The organism is Actinoplanes palleronii (genome assembly GCF_016862315.1).
In the GTDB taxonomy this organism is placed as follows: Bacteria; Actinomycetota; Actinomycetes; order Mycobacteriales; family Micromonosporaceae; genus Actinoplanes; species Actinoplanes palleronii.
This window is the reverse complement of record NZ_BOMS01000119.1, coordinates 1-18,255: the sequence shown is the minus strand read 5'-3', so window position 1 is coordinate 18,255 and position 18,255 is coordinate 1. Positions and strand designations below refer to the sequence as shown.

The following is an 18,255-nucleotide window of genomic DNA, read 5'->3' as shown; positions in this document are numbered from 1 at the left end:
TGCCGGGCACGAGCCGAAACTGTCATGCCGATCTCAACTCCGGCCGGCGCCGCCGTCCGAAAAGACGAGCCGGATCAACCGGTCGTCCTCCGGATCCGGCTCGCCGGCGTCCTCCTGGTTGGAGGTGCTCACCCAGAGGGATCCGTCCGGCGCGGTGACCAGCGCACGCAGCCGGCCGTACTTGTCGGTCAGCAGCTCCTGGGCCTTGCCCAGGATGGTGCCATTGCCGGTGACGTTGAGCAGGTAGATCCGCTTGCCGAGCAGGCAGGCGGTGGCCACCAGGGTCTCCAGCGCGGCGACCCCGCCGCACGACGCCTGAGCGGTCGGCCAGGTGATCATCGGGTCGGTGAACTTGGCGACGCCGGCCGTGCCGTCGGCCTTGGGCCAGCCGTAGTTCTTCCCCTTGCGCACCACGTTCAGCTCGGTGAACCGGGGCTGGGTGCTCTCGGTGGCGAACATCCGCTTCGTCGCGTCCCAGGTCAGGCCCTGCACGTTGCGGTGGCCGGACGTCCAGACCAGCGAGTTCTTCGCCGGGTTGCCCGGCGCCGGCTTGCCGGCCGTGGTCATCCGCAGGATCTTGCCGCCGAGGCTCTTCGGGTTCTGCGCGAGCGTGCCGGTGGGTGTGCCGTCGCCGGTCCCGGCGTAGAGGTAACCGTCCGGGCCGAACGCGAGCGCGCCGCCGTTCTGCTCCAGCGAGCGCGGGATGCCGGTCAGGATCGGCTGCAGCGTCCTGCCCAGGACCAGCTTGCCGATCCGGTTGTCGGTGGCGGTGGAGTAGTAGACGTACAGCGTCTTGTCGGTCGCGTACTTCGGCGAGACGGCGATGCCGAGCAGGCCGCCGTCGCCGGAGGAGCGCACCTCGGCGAGGCGGTCCGCCTCAGTGACCTTGAGGCCGTCGGCGTCCGACTCCGGCCCGACCTTCAGGATCCGGCCGGTGTCGCGCTCGGTGACCAGAGCTGACCCGTCCGGCAGGAAGGCGATGCCCCACGGCACCTCGAGGCCCTTGGCCAGCACGGTGACCGCGATCTCCTGATCACCGGCGTCGGCGCTGGCGGTCGGCGCGACCGACGGGCCGGGCAGGTTGGGCGCGCTTCCGGCCTCGTCCGGCCCGGGCGGGCCGAAGCTGCAGCCGGAGGTCAGGGCGAGCACGACGGCGAGTGACGCGACCGCGGCACGGCCCCGGCGGGAACGCACGGCTGAACCACCCCTCTCAGCTTGTCTGCCGACCAGGGTAACGGTGCCCCCTGTCAGTTCCCGGGAAGCCAACTGCCGGGAGGCCGGCTTCCGGGGAAGAACCGTCACTGCTCCGCGGCAGCTGGTTCGGGCTCCACGTCGGCGTCGTCGTCGGCGGTGGCGGACTTGCCGGCGGCGGCCAGCACCAGGTGCAGGTTGTCCCGGGTGATGCCGGTCAGCCGGATCGTGTTGCCGTTGTCCAGCAGCGCGGAGACCCGGCCCCGGCGATCCGGGGCGAGCTCGGTGATCCGGTCCCAGGGCACCCGGCTGCCGCCGATCAGGGCGCGCACCACCAGCTCGTCCGGGAAGACGTCGGTGCCGGCACGCCAGGCCCAGGCCAGCACGGCCAGCGGGATCAGCAGCAGCGGGGCCAGTGCCGGGGTGCCACCGGCGAACGGCACGGTGCCGACGAACGCGATCCCGGCGGCCACCAGCGCGGTACCGGACTGGCGGACCCGGACGGTGGGGCGTCTACTCACGTTTCCATCCTCCCACTCGATGCCCGGGAACTTTCTCCGAGCCCCGAGTTGACCCCGGTCCGTCCATGGTCGACGATCCGGGGAGGGCCGCCCGTAACCCGATCCGGTGACGATTCGTTGTCCGGATGCAACGACCTCTTGTTCCGCCCCGCCCGTCGGGAGCCGACCCCCCGGCATGAACGCAGAGGACCTTGTCGTGGCTGTGTCGTCTCCGACGCCGGCCCGGTCCCGGATACCCGGCCGGGCGGCTCTGCTCGCCGCCGTCGTGGTGGCCGTTCTGATCCTGTTCGCCGGTGCCACCGGTCTGCTGCCCGGCGCGCTCGCGCTCGCCGTCGGCGTGGGCGCGGCCGGTCTCGGCGCCTCCGCCTACCTGGTGCGTACCGCCCTGGACATCCATCACACCGATCGGTCGTTCGTGGCCTGCCGGGGTGCCGGCTTCGTCGGGATGGGCGCGCTGGCCACCGCGCTGACCGTGCTGGTGCCCTGGTGGGCGCCGTCGGACACGGTCGGCTGGGTGACCGCCGGGCTGGGCCTGGCCACCGGTTGTTACGTGCTCGGCGCCTCGCTGCTGCCCGGCGCGGCGCGGAACTGGCCGGTCCGGTTGCGGCGCGCGTTCGACGGTGTCGGGCTCGGGGTCAGTCTGGGCTTCGCGGCGTACCTGATCCCCCCGGACGGCCAGGATCGGCCGGCCGCGCTGCCGGCCGTGCTGATCGCCGCCGGGGGCGTCTCGATCGTCACCGTCGTCGTGCTGCGGGCCCGTCCCCGGCCGGTGCCGGCGGTCTGGTGCGGCTCCGGTGCGGCGCTGGTGCTGGCCTCGCTCGCGGCGCTGGCCGAGGTGGTGGCGCTGGACGTGGCCGGTCCGGCCGTACCGTTGCTGGGTCTTCCGATGGTGGCCGGTCTGGCCGCGGCCGTCGCCGGTGGGTCGCGCCGGGATCTGCCGGTGCCGCCGGCCCGGCCGCGCAACCCGGATCAGTACCTGGCGAGTTATCCGCTGCTGGCGATCCCGGCCGCGATCGGCGTGATCGCCGCGGTGTGGCACCTGGTGACCGGGCCCGGGTTCGACACCGAGGGGATCATTTTCGGTCTGGTGATGGTGAGCGTCCTGGTGATGCGGGAGCTGCTGGTGGTCCGGGACATCCGGCGCTACGCGGGCCGGCTGCGCGTCGCCGAGGCGCACTTCCGGTCGCTGGTGGCCGGCGCCACCGACCTGACCCTGGTGCTGGACGAGCAACTCGTCGTCGGATGGCAGTCGCCGGCCGCGGCCCGGCTCTTCGGGCTGCGCGACGACGAGGTGGTGGGCCGGGGGTTCGGCGAGCTGATCCACCCGGAGGACGCCGCGGACGCGCTCGCGGTGATCGGCTCGGTGCTCGCCGGTGAGCACGAGGGCGGCCCGCCGGTGCTGGTCAGCGCCCGGATGCGGGACGGCGCCCAGCTCTGGCGGGACACCGAGTCGACGATCTCCGACCAGCGCGGTGTGCCCGAGGTGGCCGCGCTGGTGGTGCACGTCCGCGACGTCGGGGAGCGCCGGCACCTGGAGCGCACCCTGCACCGGCTGGCCTACCTCGACCAGCTCACCGGCCTGGCGAACCGGCGCGCGCTGATGCGGGACCTGCTGGCGCTGCGGCGCAAGGCCGGGCAGCACGGCACCCTGCTGGTGATCGACCTGCACGGGCTGGCCGAGGTGAACGACTCCCGGGGCCGCGAGGTCGGCGACGCCGTGCTGATCGAGGTGGCCCGCCGGCTGCGGGCGCTGATCGGCGGCGAGGACGTGCCGGCCCGGCTCGCCGGTGACGAGTTCGCGGTGCTCACCACCGAGTCGGCGGTTCCCGCGTACGCCCTGGCCACCCGGATCGTCACCGCCCTGGGCGAGGCGTATCAGCTGCCCGGCGCCGAGGTCTGCCTGCACACCAGCGTGGGCCTTGCCGAGTTGTCCGGCGCCGCCGACTCGGACGAGGTGCTGCGGCATGCCGACCTGGCCCGCCAGCGCGCCTGCCAGCTCGGCCCGGACCGGGTGGAGTGGTACGACCCGGATGTCGAGATCCAGCTGCACCGCCGGATGGAGCTCGAGCACCAGCTGCTCGGCGCGGCCGGCCGGGGTGAGCTGGACCTGGTCTTCCAGCCGGTGACCGGGTTGCGCGACGGCCGGCCGGTCGGTGTCGAGGCGCTGCTGCGCTGGCGGCACCCGGAGCTCGGCACGATCCTCCCGGACGAGATCCTGCCGATCGCCGCGGCCCTGGGCATCACCGCCGAGCTGGACGAGTGGGTGCTGGACGAGGCCTGCCGGCACCTGAGCACCTGGGCCGGCGGTGACGACGACTTCTGGCTGTCGGTGAACGTCGGGCCGCGGGAGCTGCTCACCGCCCGGTTCCCGGAGCGGGTCGCCACCACCCTGCGGCGGTACGGCCTGGCGCCGGAACGACTTGTCGTCGAGGTCGCCGAGACCTGGATCGCCGAGGACGTGCCGGCCATCGTGGCGGCCCTGTCCGGGCTGCGCAAGCTGGGTGTCCGCGCGGCGCTCGACGACTTCGGCGCCGGGCAGACCTCGCTGTCGCACCTGCGCCGGCTGCCGGTGGACATGCTGAAGCTCAACGCGGTCCTGGTCGGCGAGGGGTCCGAGGCGACCACCGGCGGTGGCCCGGCGGTGCTGGACGTGGTGGTCAGCCTGGCCCGCCGGATCGGGCTGGAGATCGTGGCCAAGGGTCTGGAGACGCCGGGGCAGATCGAGCGGGCCGCCGCGGCCGGCTGCCGGTACGGCCAGGGCTTCGCGCTGGAACGCCCGGCCCCGGCCGAGCGCATCGAGGCGTACCTGGACAGCCACCGCGCGGAACGCGGTCAGTGAGCGACCCCGCGGTCAGTGAGAAAAAGCGGTCAGCAAGAGGTCAGGAACAAGGGATCAGGTGCGCGGCGGCGCCGTGCTGCCCCGCGGCGTCAGGTGCGCGGTCTGCGCCTTGACGTTGCCGACCTTCTTGCCGTCGATCGCGTTCAGCAGCTCCCGCGCGGCCTGCGCGCCGTAGCCGGAGACGTCCCGGCTCAGCGCGGTCAGCGGCGGGTGCACCAGGCTGCACAGCGGCGAGTCGTCCCAGGCCACGATCGACAGGTCGCCGGGCACCGACAGCCCCATCTCCTGCGCCACGGCCAGGCCGGCCACCGCCATCACGTCGTTGTCGTAGATGATCGCGGTGGGCCGGTCGCCGCCGATCAGCAGCCGCCGGGTGGCCCGGCTGCCCTCCTCGCCGGTGTAGTCGGCCGGCACCGTGATCGCGTCGCTGAGCCCGAGGGACGCGCACACCTCGTTGAACGCCTTCGTCCGCACCTGGGTGTGCAGCAGGTCGGGCACACCGCTGACCCGGGCGATCCGGGAGTGGCCGAGGGCGACCAGGTAGCGCACCGCCTCGGTGATCGCGCCGCCGTCGTCGGACCAGATCTGGGTGACCGGGCTCTCCTCGCCGGAGCCGCCGATCACCACGGCGGGCAGCTGGAGCTGGTGCAGCACCGGGATCCGCAGGTCGTTCTCCCGCAGGTCGGTGACGATCACGCCGTCGATCCGGCGCTCACCCCACCAGCGGCGGTAGACCTCCACCTCCTGCTCGGGGGTGGCCACCACCTGCAGGGTCAGCGCGTAGGACTGCGCACCCAGCTCGGCCTCGAAACCGCTGATCAGGCCCATGAACCAGGGCTCGATGCCGAGGATCCGGGCCGGCCGGCACAGGGTCAGCCCGACCGCGCGGGCGCGGGCGCCGGAGAGGGCCCGGGCGGCGCTGTTGGCGTTGAAGCCGATCTCCTGCGCGATGGCGAGGATCCGCTTGCGGGTGGTGTCGGAGACGCCGGGCTGACCGTTGAGCGCGTACGACACGGCACCCTTGGACACACCCGCTCGCCGGGCGATGTCCGCAATCGTGGGCCGTTTCACTCAAAGTCTCCTCTGTCCCCGCCGGTGGCGGTATGAGTCGTCGCTGAGCTTATCCGGCCACGGTTCAGCCGAGCGCAGTCGGCAGACCGCTCCATAGTGTACTTGACCGGTTAAGTGCCGGACCCGGTACGGATCTCGTACCCCAAGGGTTTTGCCAGAAAGGACTCAGGAATCACTCAGGTTTCCGTGAGGCGTTCCAACGAGGCGGACCTCAAGGTGTCGGTTCCCTGCGTTGCCTGAGGAGTCCGATGAAAAAGCAGCTTGCCCGGTGGTCCATCGCGGCCGGCGTGACCCTGGCGGTGATCGCGCCGCTCGCGGGGAGCGCCGCCGCCACCGTGGTCACCCCGCCCAACCCTCGCGACGGCCGGCTCAGCCAGGTCGGCCCGATCGCCGAGCACGGCTTCCCGTCCTGGTACCGGGACAGCACCGGGGCCCGCCTCGAAGCCTGCACGACGCTCGACGACCCGCTCTGCGCCACCCTTCCGGACGAGGTCCCGGACCCCGACCAGCCGGTCTCGTACCCGGGCAACTTCCCCGGCGAGTTCTTCTACCAGCTCGCCGGCGCGACGGTGACGCTCACCGACGGCACCCGCGCCACGATCGGCATGGACCTCGAGGGCGCCTGGGCCAACGAGGCGGTCATCAACGGCGACCAGATGGTCTTCGGCCGGGTCCGGATCCGCTTCGACGCCGCGGCCGGCCGGCGTTTCAAAATCACCCATCCGTACGGCGTGGACGACCTGACCGCGACCGACAAGGGTGTGCGGATGACCGAGGACGTCGGCACCACGCCGGGCGCGTTCGGGCAGGCGCTGAACAGCCGGATCGGCCCGTTCCTGAAGTGGGATCCGGCGGTGACCCCGGCCGCCCCGGCCGGCTACACCGGTGACCCGGGCGTCGACCACAAGGTGGTGGGCAGCCCGTACAGCACGAACTTCGTCCGGATCGAGGAGCTCGACCCGTCGTCCGGTGCGGTGCTGGCCCAGCTCGGCTTCACCGACCTGTTCAGCGTCCAGGGCCGGTACGCCACCAACGCCGGCGTCGACCTCGACCAGGCCACCTACAGCACCGGCGCGGACGGCACCGGCGTGGTCGAGGTGTACGCGACGAGCGAACCCGGCCAGGCCGTCGAGATCGCCGGGAACCCGGCCCTCGGCATTCGCGGCACCCGGCTGCGCGGCTCGAACGGCCACTACTACGGCCGGTTCCCGCTCACCGGCCCGCTGCCGTCCGGCGCGACGATCGAGGTGCTCAACGCCTCGGACCGCCCGGTCGCCCGCAAGGCCCGCAAGCTGGTCGACGTGGTGCAGGTCGGCACGGCCCGGTACGACGCCGACGCGCACACCCTGACCGTCACGGCCACCAGCAGCGACCAGGACGCCACCCCCGGCGTGCTGAGCGTGACCGGGTACGGCCCGATCACCGGCGCGCCGTTCACCGGTGTGTTCGCGCCGCCGGCCAGTGTCACGGTCACCTCGTCCGGTGGCGGCACGGCCACCGCGGCGCTGGCCGGCTCGGGTGCGGTCTTCGGCCCGGACGCCCCGGTCGCGGCGGCCACCGCGGACCCGGTCGCGGTGGCCGGGCAGACCGTGAAGCTGGACGGCACCGGTTCGGCCGGCGAGATCGACACGTACCGGTGGACCCAGATCTCCGGCCCGGCGGTGACCCTGGCCGGCGCGACCACCGCGGCCGCGTCGTTCAAGCCGGCCGCACCCGGCACGTACGCGTTCGCGCTGACCGTGACCGGCCCGGGCGGCCAGGGTGTGCCCGCCACGGTCACCCTCACCGTGGTGGCGGCGGCGCTGCCCACCGCCGAGGCGGGCGCGGATCAGACCGTGGTCCGCGGCAGGGTGGTCACCCTGGACGGCACGGTGTCGACCGGCGCCGAGACGTACGCCTGGCGGCAGATCTCCGGACCGGCCGTGACCCTCGCCGGCGCCGCGTCGGCGAAGCCGACCTTCACCTACCCGCTGCAGGCCCTGCCCGCCGCGCCCGGCCCGAACCCGGCCTACGTCTACGACAACAACCCGGTGGTGCTCGAGCTGACGGTGACCAACCCGAACGGCACGGCCACCGACCGGGTCACGGTCCGGCCGCAGGTGGAGAGCCTGACCGGGATCACGGTCCGCTACCGGACCGGCAACAACGAATGGCGGATCGCGGCGACCAGCACCCTGATCGCCGGCCAGCGGGTCACCGCGGTGCTGGGTGACACGCTCACCGGCCGGGTGATCGGCACGGCCGCGGTGGACGCCGCGGGCGCGCTCAGCATCCGGGTCACCGGCCCGGTCCCGGGCGCCGTCACGACCGTCAGCCTGGTCACCACGACCGGCGGCCGGCAGCTGGCGTTCCCGGTCACCGTCACCAACTGACGGGTTTCCGGCTGGCTCTCCGGGGTGCCTCGAGCGTGATGAGGCACCCCTGGGAGCCAGCCGGGACCTCGGCCGGCGGCGGCTTCCCGATCGAGAGATCAGGAGGCCGCCGCTAGCTGTTTGCGCAGGTAGAGCACCGTCGCGGCGGAGACCTGGGCGGCCACCGCGTCCCGGACCAGGGCGCTGGCGTGACCGACCTTGCCGTCCGCGCACTCGTTCAGCAGGTGCGCGTGCACCAGTGCGTCGACGCAGGTCAGCACGTCGGTCACCGAGTGCCCGGTGAGCACCGCCAGCTCGGACGCCCCGAGGTCGCCGAGCACCGCGCAGACCCGCAGCATCTCCCAGGCCGGCGGGGCCATCCACTCGGTGCGCCGCCGGGCCACCTGCATGGCCACCGCGTCGGCCACCGCGCGCGGCCGCCGGGCCACCGCGACCAGCGCCGGGATGCCGCCGGTCAGCTCGCGGACGCCGGGGGTGGCGAGCGGTTCCAGCTCCTCGGCGGTGAGCGGGCTCAGCCGCATCACCACCGGGGTGCCGAGCCCGGCGAGCGGCCGGCCGGTGATCTGCGACGGGTACTCGTAGGCCAGCACGATCCGCAGCGCCGGGCAGTGCCGGCTCAGCCAGGCCAGCTCGGCCACGCTGGAGGCGTCCAGGTCACGGGCGTCGTCGACGGCCAGGAACACCTGCTCGGGCCGTTCGAAGGTGGCCGCGATCAGCTCCAGCTCGGCCTGGCCCAGCGGGTGGTCGGGGAGCGCCCGGTCGACCGCCTCGACCGCCGCCGGGGACGCGTCCAGGTCGGTGAGCACGCTGCGCAGCCAGGACAGGCGCAGCACCCCGACCGCCGGGCCGGCGTCGCCGATGCCGATCCGGCCCGGGGTGTGCCGGCCCAGCTCGGCCAGGAACGCCGACTTGCCGGCCCCGCTCGGCCCGACGATGTGCACCACCGGCGGGGTCTGCGGCTCGACCATCAGCCGGATCTCGGTGAGCCGGCCGAGGAAGCGCTCGTGGGGGGCGGCGGATGTCCGTACCGTCGAAGTGGTCTGCGGCGCCGGCGCGGGCGCGGCGAGATCCGAGGAGCGGCTGGCCAGCACGGCCCGTTTGATCTGGGCCAGTTCGGCCGACGGCGCCACACCCAGCTCGCTGTCGAGCACCTGGCGGCAGCGTTCGAAGATGCGCAGCGCGTCGTCCGGGCGGCCCATCGCCACCGCGGCGGTCATCGCGGCGTGGTAGCCGGACTCCAGGAACGGGTTGAGCTCGACCGCCTCCTGCGCCAGCCGCAACGACCGCGGCGGGTCCTCGGCCAGCGCCATCGAGGAGAGCTTGAGCAGGGCGTTCACCGCGGCGACCGAGACCTCGCCGCGGACCGGTTCGGCCCAGTCGGCGTACGGGTCCTCCGGGAACGGCAGCTCCCGGGCCAGTCCCAGGATCTCCTCGTGCACCCGCAGCTGCTCCGGGTCGCCCGGCGTCAGGGTGTCCAGCTTGCGCACCGACTGGCGCAGGCCGGCCAGGTCGAGCGCGGCCCGGCCGGTGTCGAACAGGTAGCCGCCGCTGCGGGTGACGATGAACCAGGTGGCCGGCGAGCCCTGTGGCTGCAGCCGGCGGCGGATCACCGAGACGTAGTGCTCCAGCGCGCCGGCGTGGTTGCCGGGCAGGTCCTCGCCCCACACCGCGTCGGCCAGCGCGTCCTTGGACTGGATCCGGTCGTGCCGGGCGGCCAGCACGGCCAGCACCTGACGGGCCCGCCGGGGCAGCTCGCCGGCCGGCAGCAGCCCGCCGTCGCCGTCGACGACGGTGAGTTGTCCCAGAACCTTGACCCGCAATCCCACGTTCTGTGGATCGCCAGATTCGGGCCGGAGTTGAGAACCGCCGGGCCTCAGCATCACCAACGGAACCCCTCAGCGTCTCTTTCTAGGTTCTGGCTCCCTGTGTGAACCCTGGGAAGAAGAGGTATCCGATGGTCAACGAGAGTCTGAGCCGGCGCGGGCTGCTCAAGGGCGCGCTCGCGCTCGGTGGTGGCGGTCTGCTCGTGATGACAGCCGGCGGCGAGGTCGTCGCGGCGTCCAGCAAGCTCTCGTCCAAGAACATGCCGACGCCGTACACGACCATGTTCCGGCGGCCGCCGGTGCTGATGCCGGACGCCGAGGGCGTCGACGAGAAGGGCCCGTTCCAGAAGTACTGCCTCACCCAGAAGCTGGGCAGGGCGAGCATGGTGCCCGGCCTGACCACCACGATCGCCGGCTACAACGGGATCTTCCCGGGCCCGACCATCCGGGTGCGGCAGGGCACCCGGACCGAGGTCCGGATCTGCAACGCCCTGTCGAACGTGAACACCCTCAACGGGCGGCCCTTCAGCACGGTCACCCACCTGCACGGCTCCGCCTCTCTGCCGCAGTACGACGGCTACGCCAATGATCAGACGAAACCCGGTCAGGTGAAGACGTACAAGTACCCGAACTGGCAGCAGGGACGGACCCTTTGGTACCACGACCACAACCATGGGGACACCGCCGAGAACGTGTACTCCGGCCTGGCCGCCCAGTACCACCTGAAAGATCCGTACGAGACCGCCCAATTGCCGCAGGACGAGTTCGACGTCCCGCTGGTGGTCAGCGACATCGCGTTCAACGCGGACGGCTCGGTCGCGTTCGAGCCGGACGGCAACGCCGGTTTCATGGGTGACGTGATCCTGGTCAACGGCGTGCCGTGGCCCAAGATGAAGGTCAAGCCGCGGGTCTACCGGTTCCGGGTGCTGGCCGCCAGCATCTCCCGGTCCTTCCGGTACGCGCTGAGCACCGGCGACCCGATCTACATCGTGGGCACCGACGCCGGCATGACGCCGAAGGTGAACGCGGTGGCGTCGTTCCGGCAGGGTGGCGCCGAGCGCTACGAGATCCTGATCGACTTCCGGAAGTACAAGGCCGGTACGAAGATCGAGCTGAAGAACCTGAGCAACAAGAACAACGTCGACTTCGCCAACACCGGCAAGATCATGCAGTTCGAGGTGGTGGCCGACGCCGGCCCGGCGGACACGTACCAGATCCCCACGACGCTTGACCTCGGCCCGCAGCCGTTCGCGAACCGCGGCGCCGTCGAGGTCAACAAGCTGACGCCGGAGATGGCCACCGCCCGGCGCCGGCTGCGCGTCGAGCGCAAGCACGGCGAGTGGACGGTCAACGGGGAGACCTGGGCGGACGTCGAGGACTCCGGCTTCACCCGGGTGCTGGGCAACCCCAAGCCGTACGACGTGGAGATCTGGGAGCTGGTCAACGAGTCCGGCGGTTGGTATCACTCGTTCCACATCCACCTGATCGACGCCAAGATCATCGCTCGGAACAGCACCCCGGACGGCAAGGCGCACGCCTGGGAGGGCGGCGGCAAGGACGTCTTCTACCTCGGCGAGAACGAGACGGTCACCGCGCTCATGCAGTTCACCACGGGAGACGGCAACGCCGGTGGCCGTTACATGACGCACTGCCACAACCTGGTGCACGAGGACAGCGACATGATGATCCAGTTCGCGGTCGGCGACCTGGACACCAACAACCCGATGATGGCCGACCCGGCGAAGGCCGAGACCGAGCCGGAAGCCGCCGCGACCTACGCGTCGAGCTACCCGCTGGGCACCTGATGCGGGGCTTGCCCCGCGCCGCGGGCGTCGCCCTGGTGCTGGCCGTGCTCGCGGGCGTGGCCTGGTCGGGTGGGTGGTTCGCCCCAACCCCGACGCCGGCCGCGGCCGCGGTGATCACCGGCGACGCCGGCGACGAGTGGGCCACCACCACGTACGACGGGCCGATGGTGCGCAAGCGGGCGGCGATCGCGGTGCACCCGGGCCGGGGCGCCGACCGCGCGCACGTGGCGGGCGAGCTGCACGCCGCGGCGAAGGCGGCCGGGCTGGGCGAGCCGGTCGACGCGACGTTCGCGGTGTTCAGCGCGGACCTGCTGAACTACCTGGTCCCGGAGCTGACCGTGGTGCTGCCGGAGGGGGTGACCACGCAGCGGGCCGAGGCCCTGATGCGGGATCACCAGCCCGGTGACGTGGCGTTCTACGTGGTGCAGCAGGTGCTGGTGCACGACGTCACGTTCGCGGTGGTCACCGACGGGGTGGACCCGGCGCGGGCGCGGCAGCGGATGGACGCCGAGGGGATCCTGAGCGACTCGCTGAACCGCTACGCGACCACCGTGCAGCCGGCCGGGCTGACCGTCCGGTACTTCGGGGCGCTGCTCAGCGATGGGCAGATCGAGACGGTACGGGCGGCGATGGCCCGGGCGGCCGGGACCGAGGCCGGCCGGGTGACCGTCTCGGCCACGCAGCCGGGGGCGGGCGTCGACCTCTCTCAGGGCGTACCCCACCTTGATGAGAACGCCGAGCACCACGGACATTGACCGGAAAGACATCGGAAGGGCCATCCCGCAGCGCGGGGTGGCCCTTCTTCAGTTCGGCTAAAGCCGGACCTCAGCCCCGCATCCCAGCATGTACGAAATTCCCGTGCCAAACGGGCATCTCGCATCGTCCTGGGAGGGCCTCCCGTTGCCGAAGCTCCGTTCCGCCGCCGCCCTGGCTGCCGTGCTGGTCGCCACGATCCTGATGGCGCCCGCCCCCGCGTCCGCCGCCCCGATCGGTCAGGGGTTCACCGTGACCGCGGCCGACCTGGCCTACATCCTGAAGCAGATCACGATCGCTGAGGCGCACGTCCGGAACACCACGAGCGCGACCGGCCCGTGCGGCGCGCTGCTCGGGACCGGACCGGATCGGCTGGCCAGCCCGCTGCTCGCGATGGGGCTGCGGACCGTCGACGGGACCTGCAACCACCTGACCGCCGGTCAGGAGAAGTACGGCGCGGCCGACCAGGGCTTCCCGCGGCTGGTGCCGGCGCAGTACCGGGCCGGGTACACCGGCGCGAACGCGTCCGACGCCCAGCCCCGCCTGATCAGCAACCTGATCGCCGACCAGAGCGCGGGCAACCCGGCCGCGGTCGCGGCGGCACACGGCGGCGACCCGGCCACCGGGATACCGAACGTCACCACCGACGCCGGGCTGTCCGCGCCGTACAACTCGTGGTTCACGCTCTTCGGGCAGTTCTTCGACCACGGCGTGGACCAGACGGTCAAGGGCTCGACCGCGGTGATCATCCCGCTGCCGGCCGACGACCCGCTGGTGATCAGCGAGAACCTGCCGCCGCAGCTGCGGTTCATGGTCCTCAGCCGGGCCGCGGGCGGCACGACCGCCAAGAACACCGACACGCCGTACGTCGACAACTCGCAGACCTACACCTCACACGCCGCGCACCAGGTCTTCCTGCGCGAGTACGACGCGACCGCCACGGACACCGGTCGCCTGCTCAGCGGCGTCGCGGGCGGGCTGCCCACCTGGGACGACGTGAAGCGCCAGGCCACCGAGGTGCTCGGGCTGCGGCTCAGTGACGCCGACGCGCTGAACGTGCCGGCCGTGCTGGCCGACGCGTACGGGAATTTTGTCCCCGGACCGGCCCGCGGCCTGCCGCAGTTCGTGACCAGCGGCGGCCTGGTCGAGGGCGACACCGCGAACCCGGTCGCGACACCGGCCACCGTGCTGCACTTCGACACGCCGTTCCTGTCCGACATCGCCCATGCCGCCGACCCGTCGAAGCCCGGGTACGACGCCGCGCTGCTCGGCCGGCACTACATCGCCGGTGACGGCCGGGTCAACGAGAACATCGGCCTGACCGCGGTGCACCAGATCTTCCACTCCGAGCACAACCGCCTGATCGGCGACATCCAGCGGGTCGCCGCGGCGGCCGGGACGTCCGCGGACTGGACCGGGGACCGGCTCTTCCAGGCCGCCAAGTTCATCAACGAGATGGAGTACCAGCACCTGGTCTTCGAGGAGTTCGCCCGCAAGATCCAGCCGGCGATCAACCCGTTCCAGCCGTTCGCGTTCACCCAGAGCGAGATCAACCCGGCGATCTACGCGGAGTTCGCGCACGCCGTCTACCGGTTCGGGCACTCGATGCTGACCGAGACGATCGCGCGTACCGACGGGTCCGTCCCGCTGCTGGACGGCTTCCTCAACCCGGACGCGTTCACCGAGGGCGGCACGCTCAGCCCCGAGCAGGCCGCCGGTTCGATCGTGGACGGCATGTCGCAGCAGGTCGGCAACGACATCGACGAGTTCGTCACGGACACCCTGCGCAACAAGCTGCTCGGCCTGCCCACCGACCTGGCCGCGATCAACATCGCCCGGGGCCGGTCCGAGGGGGTGCCGCCGCTGAACGTGTTCCGGCGGGCGCTGCACGACCGGAGCGGGGACGGGCGGCTCGCGCCGTACGTCAGCTGGATCGACTTCGGCGAGAACCTGAAGCACCCGTCGTCGCTGGTCAACTTCATCGCGGCATATGGGACTCATCCTTCCGTTGTTTCTGCCGTCGGTGTAACGGCGAAACGCGCGGCGGCTCAGGCGTTGCTCGACTCCCCGTCCGGCGCCGACTTCTTGAATGCCCCGGCGAGCGAGTCCGGGGTCGACGACATCGACCTGTGGATCGGCGGGCTCGCCGAGACCACCGACCCGTTCGGCGGGTTGCTCGGCAGCACCTTCGACTACGTCTTCGAGACCCAGCTGACCGCGCTGCAGAACGGCGACCGGCTCTACTACCTGGCCCGGACACCCGGGATGAACCTGCGCAGCCAGCTCGAGGGCAACAGCTTCGCCGAGCTGATCATGCGGAACACCGGGGTCGAGGGGCTGCGCGCGGACGTCTTCGCCACCGCGGACTGCTCCTACGACCTGTCCCGCCTGACCTACTCCGGCAACCGGGTGCTCGACGACCCGGCGTCCGACTGTGACGAGTCGGCGCTGCTCCTGCACCTGCCGGACGGGACCTACAAGCAGCGGAACCGGTCCGTCGCCAACCCGCAGTCGGTCTGGCGCGGCACCGACGACCGCGACCGGGTCAGCGCCGGCAACGACGACGACACGGTCTGGGGCGGCGAGGGCGACGACGTCCTCGAGGGCGGCCCCGGCAACGACGCGGTGATCGGCGGTGAGGGCGACGACGTCCTGACCGATTCCGGCGGTGACGACATGCCCCGCGGCGGCCCCGGCAACGACGCGATCAACGCCGGCCCCGGCCTGGACGTCGTGCTGGCCGGCGACGGCAAGGACGTCACCGACGGCGGCGCCAACGCCAACGCCACGTTCGCCGGCGAGGGCGACGACTTCGTGATCGCCGGCGACGGCGAGGACTCCGTCTGGGGCGACGCCGGCGACGACTGGGAGGAGGGCGGCGACTCACCCGACCTGCTGCAGGGCGACAGCGGCAACCTGTTCTTCCTCGACGACGCGAACCGGCCCGGCAACGACGTGCTGATCGGCCAGGGCGGCGACGACGACTACGACATGGAGGGCGGCGACGACATCGGCGTCCAGGGCCCCGGCATCGAGAAGAACGCCGGCGGCTCGGGTTACGACTGGTCCATCGCCGGTGCTTCTGGTGAGGAGACGATCGACTCGGACCTCGCGCTCCCGCTCGCGCCGCTGGACAACCTCACGATCGGGGTCCGGGACCGCTACAACGAGGTCGAGGCGCTCTCCGGCGGTGTCCACGACGACGTGCTGCGCGGCGACAGTCTCATCCCGTCCGACCTGGGCGGCGGTGGGTTCCTCGGCTGCGACGCCCTGGACGCGGCCGGCGTCGCCCGGATCCGCGGCCTCGACCAGGTGGTCACGTCGCTGCCCACCCCGGCCTCGGCGGTCGGCAACCAGACCGGCCGGCCCTGTGACCTGCACGGCAATGTCTGGGGCGGCGGCAACATCCTGCTCGGCGGGCCCGGCGACGACACCCTGCAGGGCCGCGGCGGCGACGACATCCTGGACGGCGACCGCTATCTGACCGTCCGGCTCAGCGTCCGGGACGCGGCCGGCCACGAGCTGCGCTCGGCCACGACCATGCGTGAGCTCCAGGCCGACGTCTTCACCGGCAAGATCAACCCCAAAGACATTTTTACGGTACGCGAGATAGCCGCGTCGTCGTCCCCGGACGTGGACACCGCGGTGTTCGCGGGGAACCGGTCGCTCTACGCGATCACCCCGGTCACCGGTGGCCTGCAGGTGGCGGGCCCGGACGGCACCGACACGGTCCGCAACGTCGAGCTGCTGCGCTTCGACGACCAGCTGGTCGACGTGTCCGGGCTGCAGGCGTTCCTGGGCGTGTCCGCGTTCGCCGGCCCGTCCTCGGCGACTGTCCTGCTCACCGTCCCGGACGGCACGGGGCTGACCGGTCTGACCCTGTCCCGCACCAGCGTGGAGGGCACGGTCCTGACCACCCTGCCGGCCACGACCCGGACCGTGGTGGTGCCGGGCCTGACGAACGGGGTGTCCTACACGTTCCGGGTCCGCGCGGAGAGCGCGGCGGGCGCGGGCGCGTTCAGCGCACCCTCAACCCCGACCACCCCGACCACAACCTCCTCCGCCGACCCGCCGACCGCCGACGACTCCTCCGGCGGCGGTTCTTCCGGCGGCTCCTCGGACGACGGCTCCTCCGGCGGCGGCTCCTCGGACGGCGGCTCCTCCGGCGGCGGCTCCTCGGACGGCGGCTCCTCCGGCGGCGATGACGACAACGTTCCCGTTACCAGCCCGACCGTGACCGCGCCGACGACCGCTCCCACGACTGCCCCGACTGCGGCCCCCACGGGTCCCGCGCCGACGACTGTTCCCACGACTGTCCCGACCGCGGCTCCGACGACCGCAGCCCCCACGGCCACGACTCCGGTGACCTCCGGGCCGACCACGGTCCCGACCCGCCCGGCCGTGCCGGTGGCACCGGACGCTCCGCGGATCGGCCTGGCCACCGCCGGCGACGAGAGCGCCGTGATCCGCTGGACGGCTCCTCTCCACAACGGCGGCAGCCCGATCTACGGCTATGAGGTGCAGGCCCTCGACGACGAGACCGGCATCGTGGTGAACGTCGACGCCACCGGCCCGGAAGCCACCGAACTCACCATGACCGGCCTCACCAACGGCCTGCCCTACTCGTTCTGGGTCCGCGCCGTGAACGCCGCTGGCCCCAGCGACTTCTCCACCCCCTCCAACCGGGTAACCCCCACCCCGCCCACCGGCTCGGGTTCTGGATCGGGCGCGGGCTCCGGGACCGGCGCAGGCTCCGGGACCGGCGCAGGGCCCGGCTCAGGCTCGGGTTCCGGGACCGGCGCGGGGCCCGGCTCAGGCTCGGGTTCCGGGACCGGCACCCCCGGCGACTCCGGGACCTCCACCCCGACCGCGACGCCGAAGCCCACCGGGTCCCCGTCACCCTCCGGCGGCCCCAGCACCTCACCCACCCCGACGCCGTCGCACCCGACGCCGTCGCCGACCTCGACCTCGACCACCCCGCCGTCCACGTCACCGCCCACCACCCGGACCGTCCCCGGCGCCGCCCGCATCGGCACCCCGGCACCCGGCAACGCCCTGGCCGTGGTCCGCTGGACCGCACCCACCAGCAACGGCGGCTCCCCGCTGCTCCGCTACGAGATCCGCGTCCTGACCACCGGAAACCACCAGGCCGGCACCCTCCGCACCGCCCCGGCCTCCTCGTCCGCCCAGACCGTGACCCACCTGACGAACGGCACCGCCTACCGCTTCCAGGTCCGCGCCCTGAACGAGCACGGCACCGGTCCCTGGTCCCCGATCAGCGCCGCCGTCACCCCGCACACCACGCCGCCGGCCCCGCGCTCGTTCACGGCAACCCCCGGCGCCCCGGGTGGCGCCGTGACCACCACCCTCCGCTGGACCGCCCCACCCGCCACCGGCGGCACCCCGATCACCGGATACCGCCTGACCACCCAGCGCCTGACCACCCGGGGCGCCCCCACCGGAGCCCCGTTCACCCTCATCCTGTCCGGCTCGACCCGTTCCACCACGTTCGTAGCCCCACCCGGCACCCGCCCAGGAACCCGCTACCGCTTCACCCTCCAGTCCCTCAACAAGTCCGGCCCCAGCCCCACCCGAACCACCACCACCCCAGCCCGCTGACCCAGCCACACCTCCCCCGTCGCGTGGGGAGTTGCGGTCCACTCCACGCCGAATCTCCCCACGCAGCCCCGAAGCCCCCGTTGCGTGGGGAGTTGCGGTTCGCTCCGCGCCGAATCTCCCCACGCAGCCCCGGAGCCCCCGTTGTGTGGGGAGTTGCGGTTCGCTCCGCGCCGAATCTCCCCACGCAGCCCCGGGGTGCCTGTTGTGTGGGGAGTTGCGGTTCGCTCCGCGCCGAATCTCCCCACGCAGTCCCGGGGTGCC

The 18,255-nt window shown here is 72.4% G+C and carries 9 protein-coding genes; 5 read left to right on the top strand and 4 right to left on the bottom strand.

Features of this window, described 5'->3' with window-relative positions; all coding sequences use genetic code 11:
* Positions 1-33: 33 nt before the first annotated feature.
* Together Apa02nite_RS35955 and Apa02nite_RS35950 are read right to left on the bottom strand one after the other, a co-directional pair.
* Positions 34-1,194, bottom strand: coding sequence for a PQQ-dependent sugar dehydrogenase (locus Apa02nite_RS35955; protein ID WP_203829023.1), 1,161 nt, complete (start codon positions 1,192-1,194; stop codon positions 34-36).
* 104 nt (positions 1,195-1,298) lie between these two features.
* On the bottom strand, positions 1,299-1,712 hold the full coding sequence (locus tag Apa02nite_RS35950) for a PH domain-containing protein (RefSeq protein ID WP_239164776.1): 414 nt from the start codon (positions 1,710-1,712) through the stop codon (positions 1,299-1,301).
* A gap of 196 nt (positions 1,713-1,908) precedes the next feature.
* Here Apa02nite_RS35950 and Apa02nite_RS35945 point away from each other — a divergent pair, with 196 nt between their 5' ends.
* Positions 1,909-4,551 (top strand): putative bifunctional diguanylate cyclase/phosphodiesterase, encoded by a 2,643-nt coding sequence (locus tag Apa02nite_RS35945; RefSeq protein WP_239164775.1) that lies wholly within the window; start codon positions 1,909-1,911, stop codon positions 4,549-4,551.
* A 54-nt stretch (positions 4,552-4,605) separates the two neighbouring features.
* On the opposite strand, the gene Apa02nite_RS35940 is transcribed toward Apa02nite_RS35945, so the two are convergent.
* Positions 4,606-5,622 carry a LacI family DNA-binding transcriptional regulator gene (locus Apa02nite_RS35940; protein WP_067685689.1) on the bottom strand — a complete coding sequence of 339 codons (1,017 nt, stop codon included), beginning with the start codon at positions 5,620-5,622 and terminating at the stop codon, positions 4,606-4,608.
* Positions 5,623-5,870: 248 nt separating this feature from the next.
* On the opposite strand from Apa02nite_RS35940, the gene Apa02nite_RS35935 reads away from it, so the two are divergent.
* On the top strand, positions 5,871-7,994 hold the full coding sequence (locus Apa02nite_RS35935; protein WP_203829020.1) for a PKD domain-containing protein: 2,124 nt from the start codon (positions 5,871-5,873) through the stop codon (positions 7,992-7,994).
* A 98-nt stretch (positions 7,995-8,092) separates the two neighbouring features.
* On the opposite strand, the gene Apa02nite_RS35930 is transcribed toward Apa02nite_RS35935, so the two are convergent.
* Positions 8,093-9,814 (bottom strand): AfsR/SARP family transcriptional regulator, encoded by a 1,722-nt coding sequence (locus tag Apa02nite_RS35930; RefSeq protein WP_203829019.1) that lies wholly within the window; start codon positions 9,812-9,814, stop codon positions 8,093-8,095.
* Positions 9,815-9,948: 134 nt separating this feature from the next.
* On the opposite strand from Apa02nite_RS35930, the gene Apa02nite_RS35925 reads away from it, so the two are divergent.
* The 3 genes from Apa02nite_RS35925 (at position 9,949) to Apa02nite_RS35915 (ending at position 17,994) form a co-directional block, all read left to right on the top strand.
* Positions 9,949-11,622 (top strand): multicopper oxidase family protein, encoded by a 1,674-nt coding sequence (locus Apa02nite_RS35925; RefSeq protein ID WP_203829018.1) that lies wholly within the window; start codon positions 9,949-9,951, stop codon positions 11,620-11,622.
* Positions 11,623-11,630: 8 nt separating this feature from the next.
* Positions 11,631-12,377: a hypothetical protein gene (locus Apa02nite_RS35920; protein WP_203829017.1), complete on the top strand. Its 747-nt coding sequence runs from the start codon at positions 11,631-11,633 to the stop codon at positions 12,375-12,377.
* Between the two features lie 145 nt (positions 12,378-12,522).
* Complete coding sequence (locus tag Apa02nite_RS35915; RefSeq protein ID WP_203829016.1) at positions 12,523-17,994, top strand: peroxidase family protein; 5,472 nt, start codon at positions 12,523-12,525, stop codon at positions 17,992-17,994.
* The last annotated feature ends 261 nt before the right edge of the window (positions 17,995-18,255 follow it).